This is a genomic window from bacterium (assembly GCA_040757115.1).
Classification (GTDB): Bacteria; UBA9089; CG2-30-40-21; order CG2-30-40-21; family SBAY01; genus JBFLXS01.
The window spans coordinates 1-12,701 of the sequence record JBFLYA010000001.1; the positions used below are offsets into that span (position 1 = coordinate 1).

The 12,701-nt window shown below is 39.1% G+C and carries 1 protein-coding gene (running past one end of the window); it reads right to left on the reverse strand.

Annotated elements, in window-relative coordinates; genetic code table 11:
• Positions 1–12,701 carry part of the coding region annotated (locus tag AB1422_00005; GenBank protein ID MEW6617733.1) for a hypothetical protein on the reverse strand (this coding region is incomplete at both ends). The annotated region continues 72,428 nt past the right edge of the window, so 12,701 of the 85,129 annotated nt are shown.

A 12,701-nucleotide genomic window follows, 5' to 3' on the forward strand; every position in this document is an offset into this window, starting at 1 on the left:
GGTGCAGATTGTGGAATAACCGCAAAGAGGTTAGCTAATATAGTAACACTACCTATATCACTAATGACATTGGTATCCTCATGGGCAATAAGTGTTGTTGTGCCATAAGGCTGGGTATCTATTGTCCAGGTAGTAGTGAAACTACCTTCGGCATAGGTTGAAACAATATGAATAGTCCGTGTTGTGCCAAATTCCAGGCGAATAGTGCTTGATGCAGGATAACCATTACCTCTAACCGTAATTACCTTGCCTACCGAACCTTGCGTTGGGGTAATCAGGATAATCTTCGGCGTAATAAATACAGTCAGATTATCTGCGAAGTCATCTGTTCTAACAACCACACCTTTAACCGTAGTTGTAGCATAAGGCTGCGTATCAATAGTAAAGGTAGTTTCAAAGAATCCATCTATATCTACCGTCACTGTAGTTATAGTTCTGGTCGTTCCAAATTCTATCCTCACCAATTCATTCTGTAAATAACCATCACCCTTTAATGAGACGACTGTCCCTACTGAACCAATAGTTGGAGTTACCGCAGTTAGATGTGGAATTATTCGGAAGCGATATGTAAGGACGCTTTGACCTGTATTTACTCCCCTCACAATAATAGTCGTTGTCCCTAATGTTTGCCTATCTACGGTAAAGGTAAATGTAAATGAACCTACTGGTTGCGTTGTCTCAATACTACGAGTAGGTGCAGTTCCAAAGACAAGTTCTACTATTTCCTGTGCTCCATAACCATTACCTCTGATGGTAACCGTTGTTCCGATAGTGCCTTTTTCTGGCTGAATCAGAATTATTTCTGGTTTAATAGTCACACTACTGGTTGCCGCTATCACATTGTCATCATCATGGGCTGTAACCGTAGTCCTACCGTAGGGTTGAGTATCAACAGTAAATGTCGTTGAAAAACTCCCTTCCGCATAGGTAGAGGTCAATTGAATTGTCTGAGTCGTTCCAAATTCTATCCTGATAGTCTTTGATGCCCCAAATCCATTACCCGCCACAGTAATTACCGTTCCCACTGTAGCCGCATCTGGAGTTACAAGTATAATATTTGGCAGAATAGTAAATGTTCCTGATGCCTCTTCACTACCATAAGCCTTAATTGTGGTAATGCCATAAGGTTGTGTATTAATGGTAAATGTCGTAGTCCAACTGCCATGAGCATAAGTCGATGTTGTTTGAATAGTCGTTGTTATACCAAAATCAAGTTTAATGGTATGAGAGGCAACAAATCCATTACCAGCAACCGTAATTATCGTTCCTACTGTCCCCTCTTTTGGACTTATCAAGATAATATTAGATTCAATAGCAAATGTCCCATACGCCTTAAGCCGTGGGGTAGTATCCTGATGAGCAATAATCGTCGTTACACCATAAGGTTGGGTATTAATAGTGAATGTTGTTTCAAACATACCTGCCGCATAGGTCGATGCCATAACAATGGTGGGTGTCGTGCCAAATTCTATTCGGATAGCTCGAGTGGCACTATAACCATTACCTTTGACAGTAATCACCAGTCCTACTGTCCCTGAATTTGGCGAAATAAGGATGATATTAGGTAAGATACGCAGTGTTGCGGTCGCCTTAATTGAGATATCATCTTGATGTGCAAATATAGTTGTTGTTCCATACGGCTGGGTATCAATCGTAAATGTTGTCGTGAAACTTCCTTCTATATCACTAATAACATTTCTTATATTATTAGTAGTGCCAAATTCTATCCTCAAGGTCTTAGTTATACCATAACCATTTCCACGAATAGTGATTATTGTCCCTACTGTTCCTTCCGTAGGTGTAACTGAAACAATGTTAGGTTGAATACTTAATGTGCCATAAGCCTCAATAGAAATATCATCTTCATGGGCAACAATGGTTGTCTTGCCATAAGGTTGGGTGTCAAGGGTAAAGGTAGTTGTCCAGCTACCCTCTGCATAAGTAGAAGTCAACTGTATAGTTGGGGTAGTCCCAAATTCTATCCGAATTGTCTTTGAGGCACCATAACCATTACCTCTAACGGTTATCAAGGTACCAACTGTAGCCTGAGCTGGTGTAACTAAAACTACATTTGGTAAGATAAAGAAGGTTAAATTATCCGCTTTTTCTCCACTGACTATACCTGTTGCTTTAATAGTAGTTGCTCCATAAGGCTGAGTATCAATAATAAATCTGGTGGTGAAACTACCTCTACTATCTGTTGTTGGCTGTGGTGATGGTACTATATCCAGAAATGTCCCGAAATCAATCTGAACAAATTCTGTTGGGTTATAACCATTTCCTTTCACCGTAATTTGAGTTCCTACGGTTCCTGTATTCGGTGTTACCAGATATAGATTAGGTATTATTCTAAATTGTCTGGTATCAGAAACTCCCGATGTTTGTCCTTCAACAATTACATTCTTTGTTCCAATATACTGGGTATCAACTGTAAAGTAGATAGTCCATGTCCCATCTATACTTGTTGGTCCTTGATTTATTAGAAGAGGTGCCGATATACCAAAATCAATTCTCAAATTCTCTTGAGAACCATAGCCATTACCACTTAAGGTTACCTGTGTCCCTACTGTCCCAATTGTCGGTGAGACAGATATAATTCTTTGGATAACCGTGAAGGTAATAGTTCCTCTTTGTTCACTCATCAGCCCGATAGCAACAATTGTCTTTACTCCATAATGTTGTGAATCAATAGTAAATGTCGTGCCAAAGGTGCCATTAACATTAGTCGATACCGTAACAATAGTCACTGTATTACCAAAGTCAATCTGAATCAATTCATTGTCATCAAAACCATCTCCATAAATAGTAACTATTGTGCCAACAGAACCCGTATTCGGAGTAACCTGAGTTATATTGCCAGTAATAAAGAATGTATCATAAGCAGGTGCTCCACCATTTAAGCCAGTGGCAGTAATCGTTGTTCTACCTGTTGGTTGGGTATCGATGGTAAAGGTAACGGTAAATGAACCTTTATCATCCGTCACGGTAACTGTAATTGTTTGCGTTGAACCAAAGTCGATTCTAATTCCCTCTATTTGTTGATACCCACCACCTTGAATGGTAACTATTGTCCCAACAGACCCACTACGCGGTGCAACACCGGTAATAACTGCCTTGATAGTGAATGTTCCATCAGCCTTTGGTGCATTACCATCACCGATAGCAACTATTGTTGTTACACCTGCTGGTTGAGTATCAACATTAAAGAAGGCAGTAAATGTCCCATCAGGTGAAGTGTGTATGACTGAAGGCTCAGTTGAAATTGGAGCAGTCTGACCAAATCTAACCTCTATCTCTTCGTTTGCATCATAACCTGTCCCGCGTATCTCTACTTGAGCCCCCACCGTTCCTTCAGTTGGTGAAACAAGAATAATATCGGCAAGAATATTAAAGGTAGATGTGCCTATTTGTTGTGAACTATGTCCGCTGGCAACTATAGATTTTGCACCATAAACTTGCGTATCCACCGTAAAGGTAATAGTAAATGTCCCCACCTCATTAGTGGTTACAGTAGTTATAGTTGTATATTTGCCAAAATCAATTTGGATAAGTTCTGTAGCACTAAATCCATCTCCATTTACCTCTACTATCGTTCCCACTGTCCCAGAAACAGGGGTAATTGACCAGATACGGGATTTTAGTTTGAAGGTAACTTCATCCTTTAAGTGATAAATAGTTCCTTCTGCGGTAATCGTCTTGGTGCTATAGGTCTGAGTATCAACTGTAAAGGTAACATTCAACTGGCCATCTGAAGCTGCCTCTTTAGTAGTAATTGATTGTGTCGTCCCAAAATCTATTCGGACTAATTCATTTGCTCCATAGCCTGTTCCGTCTAGTGTAACCATTGTTCCAATAGTTCCTTCAAGAGGTGCATACTGCCAGATATGAGGTATGATGTAGAATATGTCTATGGCTGATTGTAATTCCCCAGAAAGTCCCACTGCTTTTATAGTAGTAGTGGCTATTGGCTGAATAGTAATAGCAAAGATAGTAGTAAATGTCCCATCACTTGAAGTCGGATTACCAGAGGTATGAACTAAAGTCTCTCTCTGATAAATACCAATATATTCAGTCGCATCATAACCATTCCCATCTACGGTCACCGAAATTCCTACTGTGCCAATAGTAGGTGTAATAATAATCTTTGGCGTAATACAGAATATAACCGTATCCCTTGTCGGGGTAGTCCGTCCACTGGCAGATACTGTCTTATTGCAATAAACCTGTGTATCAACGGTAAAGGTAGTTGTGAATGAACCGTATGCATCTGTTGTCGTGAACATAATACTGCTTGTTTTTCCAAAGTCAATCTGAATTCCTTCTGTAGCACCATAACCATTACCTGCCACAGTAATTATACTTCCCACAGTTCCTGAAACAGGGGTTATGAGAATTATCTCTTCAGTAATTCGGAAGCTACTTTGAGCTCTTTCACCAGAAGAAATACCTGCCGCCACTATGGTAGTTATGCCATAAGGTTGGGTATCAATTGTAAATTTAATCGAGAATGTTCCCGCAGTTGAACTACTAACAAAGATAATCGTTGGCGTAGTCCCAAAGTTAATCTCTATCCGCTCCCTATTGCCATATCCATCACCCTTAACCGTCACAAAACTACCGACAGTCCCTGATGTAGGCGTAACTTGAATAATATTAGCAATGATAACAAAGGTAGATGTAGCTTTCTCAGCGGTATTCAGACCTTTTGCCTCAATTGTCTTAGAACCGTTTATCTGAGTAATGATAGTAATGGTGCCTACAAAACTACCATCTATCAGAGTATTAGTCTGACTTAATGGTATACCTTCTTGCTTGAACGAAATCGTTTCAGATGACCCATAACCATTACCTTTTACCACGACATTACTACCTATAGTCCCAATTGAAGGACTAACTGAAATAATATTTCCTCTTATCTTGAAGATAAATTTATCTGATAAACCAGATAAAACTCCGGTTGCTAAAATAGTTGTTGACCCATAAGGTTGAGTATCAACGGTAAATGTCCCCACAAAAACGCCCTTATCATTAGTCGTAGCATAAGTAATCGTTCCATTTGTCCCAAATTGAATACCTATCTGTTCTGTTGCCTGATAACCTCTACCTTCTACCAATACCTCTGTCCCTACAGTTCCAAAGGTAGGTGAAACAATAGCAATACCGGCTTTAATCGTAAATGTCCCGGTATCAACCTGTTGAGTAGTTATACCCGTAGCTTTAATAGTCGTAATGCCACAAGGTTGAGTATCAACAGTAAAGGTAACATTAAATGTCCCACTGTTATTAGATACCGTTGAAGTTATAGTGTAGGTTGTGCCAAAATCAATTTGAATTACCTCACTTGCCCCATAACCATTACCTTTAACAGTTACTTCTGCCCCTATCACACCATCTAACGGATAAATATAAACTATCCTGCCGGTAATAAAGTAATAGGCATAAGCCTGTTTTGGACCATCTGATTCTGTTGCTCTAATAGTCGTAGTCCCTGCTGGCTGTGTATTTATGGTAAAGGTGCCGGTAAATCTCCCACCTGCATCCGTCTTGTAAGAAGCTATATTATCTTTAGTTCCAAACTTAATATATATATCATCTGTGGCATCAAATCCATTACCGATAATTGTTACTATTGTCCCTACAGAACCTTGTGTAGGCGTAATTGATTCAATTACCTCCGTAATCAAGAAATTCATTGTATTTGACAACTTAGTCTCCTCACCCTTAACGACAATAGTTGTCAAACCATAAGGTTGAGTATTGATAGTAAATGTCGTGGTAAATGTTCCCCATCTATTTGTTTCGGCGGTAACAATAGTAGGTGTTGTGCCAAAGTGAACAGTGATTGGTTCAGTAATACCATAACCTGTCCCTTCCAGGGTAACAATTGTGCCTACGGTTCCTTGAGTAGGTGTAAATATGATAATATCTGAAATGATATTAAATAGACTTAAATCCATTCTATCAATGGTTGTGCCGGTAAGTGTAATAGTGGTAGTGCCTGCTGGTTGAGTATCAATAGTAAAGGTAACCGAGAAAGACCCTTCGGTATTAGCATTGGTCGTATGAATAGTAATATTTTCACCAAAGGTAATTCTAACGAGTTCTGAATCGCCATATCCTGTTGCCTCTAATGTAACAATCGTTCCTACCGTGCCAATCGTTGGAGTAGAAAGGATAATATCCGGGATAATATCAAATTTATTAATGGCAAAATTACCTTTGGCATCTGTTGCTTTTATGGTAGTAGAGCCATTGGGTTGAGTATTAATCGTAAATGTTATCGAGAATGTTCCAACGCCAGTAGTAGTAACAGTAGTAATAGTATTGCGTCTGCCAAAGTCAACTTGAATCTTTGAAGTTGGGCTATAGCCATCACCAAAGATAGTAATAATTGTGCCCACCGTCCCAATATTTGGTGTAACTGTATGGATTTGTGGAATAATCGTAAATGTTCGTGTGAAAATTAAGTTAGAAGTCATACCTGTAGATTTAATCGTAGTTACTCCCACAATCTGAGTATTGATAGTAAAGGTAGTAATGAATTTACCATTTGGTTCTGTCGTTACTTTAGTAATAGTCCTGGTAGTCCCAAAGTCAATCTGGATAAGTTCAGTCGCATAAAATCCTGTGCCAATAATACTAACAATAGTCCCTACTGTCCCCCTATCTGGACTTACCACAGCAATTTCCTGGAAGATAAAGATATATCTTGTATCCTGTTTGCCTGAATCAAGTCCCATAGGTGTAACCGAAGTTGTCCCATAAACCTGGGTATCAATGGTAAATGTAGTATAGAATCTTCCCTGTGCATCTGTTGAAATTGTAGTAATAGTTAATGTCCTACCAAAATCAATTTGAATAAGTTCTGGTTGTGCAGGATTACTTTCTGGATTATATCCTTTCCCTTCTATAGTAATGATTGTTCCCACTGTTCCTTCAGTTGGAGCAAGTAGAGAGATACCAGGTCTGATAAGGAAAGAGGTATAGGCACATTCTTCTGAAGGAATACCTCTAACAGTTACGGTAATCCTACCCGATTGTTCATCAACGGTGAAATTAGCAATAAATTCACCAATGCCATTGGAGGTAGAAGTAGTAATAGTAAGTGTCGTACCAAACTGGACAAATATATCCTCAGTCGCACCATAACCATTACCCCTTAGAGTAACAACAGTTCCCACTGGACCACTATCATACCAGATACTGGTTACATTACCTCTAACTGCAAAGAAGTTTGCGGCGGAAGTATTCTTATCTCTCGCCACAACCGTCTTTGTAGCGGCAATCTGAGTATCGATAGTAAATGTGGTTCTAAATTGACCATTCCAATCAGATGAGGTAATAGTAATGGTAGAATGTGTACCAAAATCTATACCAATTAACTCACTGACACCATACCCCGTGCCTTCTATAGTAACTATACTACCAACCGACCCTTGTGAAGGTGAAACAACCGTTACCCGACCTGTAATCGTAAATGACCCTAATGCGACTAAAGTGGTCTCAGAACCTGTAGCCTTAATTGTTGTTCGACCATAAGGCTGAGTATCTACGGTAAATGTAGTTGAGAATGTTCCCAAACTATTAGTCAAACCAATTCCTACAGTTCTACTGGTTCCAAAATCAATATAAATCGTCTCCGTCCTGCCAAATCCATCGCCTACAACGGTAACAATAGTTCCCAATGAACCCGAAGTAGGTGTAACCTTAATAATATTTCCATAAATGAACAATGTCTTTTCATTCACCAGCCCCATTCTTAATCCAGTTGCCCGAACAGTAGTGCTTCCGGCAGGTTGTGTATCAATGGTAAATGTCGTGGTAAAAGTCCCTCTGATATTTGTTGTCACCGTAGTTATGGTTAGGAATGTTCCAAAATCAATCTGGATAAGCTCACTGGCATCAAAACCATTACCTCTCACGATAATCTTTGTTCCCACAGAACCTCTATCTGGTGAAACTAAACTAATCTCGCCAACAATGAAGAAATTCTCCACAAAAATGTATCCTGCATTCCCTGTAGTATTTCCACGATCAGTAATAGTCTTGGTTCCTGCAGGTTGTGTATTAACCGTAAATGTAACCGCATAGGTTCCAAAATTACTACAGTTAGTTTTGACAATATAATTGCTATAAGGTGACTGATATGCATGATCAAAAATACCAAAGAAAAGTTTTACCTCTTCATTCTCCTTCCAGTGACCATTTCCAACCACCGTAACGATGCAGCCAACAGAACCACGATTAGGTGTTACTAAAACAATTCTTGGGGTAACAAAGAACAGTCCTTGTTTAACACTTGCCTGCCCGGTGAAGATACCTGTAGCGACAATAGTGTTGAGATAATAAAGTTGCGTATCCACGCTAAATGTAGTCTCAAATTCACCACGATAATTAGAAGAAGTAAGAGCAATCGTCACCGTTGTCCCAAAACTTATTCTCACAAGTTCTGACTTTCCATATCCATTTCCTTTTACGGTAACAACTGTCCATGCAGGACCTTTTGTCGGTGTAATAAAGGTAATTTCTGGAATAATCACAAATGGGTCCTCGGCAATTTGACCCGAACCTTCACCAGTAGCAATGATACTTGTCGTGCCATAAATCTGGGTATCAATACTAAACACCACCGTAAACGAACCAATCGTATCCGTAGTAGTTATTGTCATTGTCTTAGTTGTGCCAAAATCGATAAATATTCGCTCCTGCACACCATAGCCATTACCTGCAACAGTAACAAACGACCCTACTGTTCCAGAAGGCGGTGAAATCAGAGTAATATTTCCTGTAATAACCATGAAATTCAAAGTCTCTTGAAGTGATGCACCAGCACCTTTGGCAAAAATCGTTGTTGTGCCAAAAGGTTGAGTGGTAACGGTAAATGTGGTGGAGAAAGTCCCACCCAGCTGAGTTGGGGTAGCAGTAGTCGTCCCCACAAAATATTGCGTGGAAGTTCCTTTACCAAAATAAACACCTACATTCTCATTAGCACTATAACCATCACCCCAAATAATAACAATTGTTCCTACACTACCACTCGTAGGTGAGACTTGGTAAATTCGACCAACTATTCTGAAGTAATTGAACTTCTGTTGAGAAAAACTCGAAGCACATATAGTTGTAAAACCATAAATTTGGGTGTTGACTGTAAATGCAGTTGAAAATGTCCCTGTAGGTGTAGTCCATGTTTTCACAATTGCTGATATCTCTCCAAAATGAATCATTACTTCTTCTGATGCTTTATACCCATCACCTTTGACCGTGACAATTGTTCCAATTGTTCCTGATTCTGGACTAACTAAAATGATATTACCTACGAGAGTAAAATCAGGACTAAGTGTTATCGTTCCTGAAGAAATATACCCAAATATACTTATTGTCTTTGCACCATACACCTGGGTATCAACCGTAAAGGTCACCCGGAAAGAACCATCATTTGAAGAAGTTGTCGTTGCAATTGGTAATGTAGTTCCAAATTTAACTTCAATCGTCTCTGAACCACTAAATCCACAACCTTCTATAGTTACTATTGTTCCTACACTACCATAGGTAGGTGAATATAATGTTATGCCACGATTAATCACAAAATAGACTGTATCTTTATTTTGCGTCGTCAATCCTGTTACCATAACAGTAGTCGTTCCTGAAGGTTGAGTATCGACAGTAAAAGTTAAACTAAATGTCCCTAATGTACTTGAAGTTACTGTAGTTATAGTCTTATTTATCCCAAAATCAACTCTGACAGATTCTCTCTCTCCAAAACCATTACCTTCTATAGTCACCGTTTCCCCGACTAACCCTGATGTTGGATAGAAGTAAATAATTTTACCATCTATATAGAAGGTATTCTTATAATAAGGATTATTCAGTGTTGTGGAACCCATATTTCTTCCAACTACAGTAATCGTTACCGTCCCACCTATCTGGGTATTAACCGTAAATGAATAAGCGAATGTTCCTCCTACTGATATTTGGAACGGATTATTTTGAATGGGCTTAAAAGTACCAAACATAACAAGGACAGATTGACCGTTTCCCATATGTGAACAATACCCATCTCCAAAGACAGTAATTAGCGTCCCAACAATCCCATGCGATGGAGAAACAAGAGATACCCTACTCAAAATTCTGAATGTTACCGAATATGACCCGGTTGAATTTACTCCTGATGCGGTCACAGTTTTAGAACCCCAGGTACCTTCCACTAAGGTTGCTGGTTGAGTATCAACCGTGAAATAAGTAGAGAATGTCCCGTAGGCATTTGTGGTTGCAAAGGCTATACTTACCGTACTACCAAAACTAATCCTTACCTGCTCTGTCGCACCATATCCATCACCGACCACCGTTACTCGAGTCCATTCTATCGGTCCTGACTTAGGCGTTAAGGTAATAATCTTGGAAAGGATAAAGAAGGTATCACACGCCTCCCGCGTTCGAGAAGGATCATCACCCTCACTCTTCCATACATTCCACGCAAGTATTGTCGTTAGACCATAAGGTTGTGTATCTATAATAAAGTTAAATGTAAAGACACCTTTACTATCTACTTGCACTTCTTTATATTCTATCTGAGGAACAGTACCAAAATCAACCTTTACATACTCAGAGGCGATAAATCCATCACCCATAACCGTAATGTATGTTCCTACAGTGCCTATATTAGGTGAAACTAAAATAATATGTGGGGTTATCTTAAATTTCAAGTAGTCATATCCAGGACTATATGAATTAATTACCTGACCTGAATTCAAACCTCGGACTTCCATCGTCTTTGTCCCATAAGGTTGAACATTTATCGTAAATATAGTTGTCCATGAACCATACGCATTAGTGGTAACTAAATTAATCGTCGGCGTATTTCCTAAACTTATACGGATAGTTTCAGTTGCTCCAAATCCTGTCCCTTCAATCGTTACATAAGTTCCTACACTACCTATTCTTGGAGTATATAAGGTAATCTCGGGAATTATCTTAAAGGTAGTCTCTCTTACTTGCTGTGTCTTTATCCCGATAACTTTAATAGTCGTAGTGCCATAGATTTGTGTATCAACCGTAAATTCAGCACTAAACTCACCACTAACATTTGTTGTCGTAGAAACAATAGTAACCGTCGTGCCAAAATCAATTTGAATTACTTCACTCAAACCATAACCATTACCTGTTACCATAACTCGAGTATTTACTATTCCTTGAGCAGGATTAACCTGGGTAATATTAGGTCTAATATGGAAGAAATTAATACTATATTCCCTATGAGTATTTCCTGTAACTGTAATAGTTGTCGTCCCATACGGCTGAGGGATATTTGGATTAAATTCAATATCACTCCGTTCACCTATCACTGAAACCTCATATGGAGAACCCCCAACACTAATTAAAGTTCCAAAATCAACTTGCACCTGCTCTTCTATCCCATAACCGGTTACAGCTATTCGTATCTTATAATTACCAATTGTTCCATACATAGGAGTAACAGATGGAATAGATGGTATGATACGGAAATAGTCGTGCTGGTCTTCCCCTGAAATGATACCAAAAACTCTAACTGTCTTTGTTCCTAAATACTGCGTATCCACCGTAAATGTTGCTGCGAACACTCCATCATTATTTGAGCTAACTAAGGTAATACTTCTGGTTGTCCCAAAATCAATCTGGATAGTTTCACTTATGCCATAACCATTACCGGATATGCTTATCATCGTACTTACCGAACCTATTCTCGGTGCAAGATAGGTCAATGATTTATAAATCACAACTGTAGTTATTGTGCTGGCAAAGCTATTTAACCCAATACCAGTAACCGTAGTTGTTCCAGCAGGTTGGGTATCAATCGTAAATGATACGGTAAATGTCCCGATTTCATTACTTGTAGTCCTCGTAATAGTCGAAGTCCTACCAAAATTAATCACTACTGGTTCCAACTTATCATACCCTGTCCCAAATACTGTAACTATCGTACCTACACTTCCCTCTACAGGCTGAACAAATATCTTTGGCATAATCATAAATGAAACCTCTCTCTCGAACTGACCACCCCTGGCTATGACAGTCTTTGAACCATATATTTGAGTATCAACCGTCCATACTGTCCAGAATGTTCCTAATTCATTAGTTTTAGTTCCAGCTTCGGTATATGGTTTTCTATCTCCAAACCAAATATCAATACTTTCTGTTACTCTATACCCTGTCCCATGCAGGCTAACAAGGCTACCTACCGTCCCGGCAACTGGTGAAATAACAATATTAGGTAAAACACGATAAGATGTATCTTCTGCAAATTTATTGCTTTCATCACTTGCCGTTATCTTTACTGAACCATAAGGCACATCTTGTGAAGTAAATGTAGTGGTAAAGGAACCTGTATTATCCGCCGAAGTCTGTGTAATCGTTAGATAATGTCCAAAATCTATCCTTATGGTATGATTGGGACCAAAACCGGTTCCTTTAACCATAATAATCGTCCCAATTGTGCCTTCACCTGGCGAAACTAAAGTAATACCTTGAACTATCTCAAAGAAATTAATCGCACAGACACCTGATGGTGTGCCCTTAGCTGTAATAGTATTCGTGCCGTTCGACTGTGGTTGAATCTCAAATGATGTATTAAATTCACCATCAAAATTAGAAGTAGTTGTTGCCATTGGTATAAGATTCTGTGGCCAATAAACCTCAACTAATTCTGATGACCCATAACCATTACC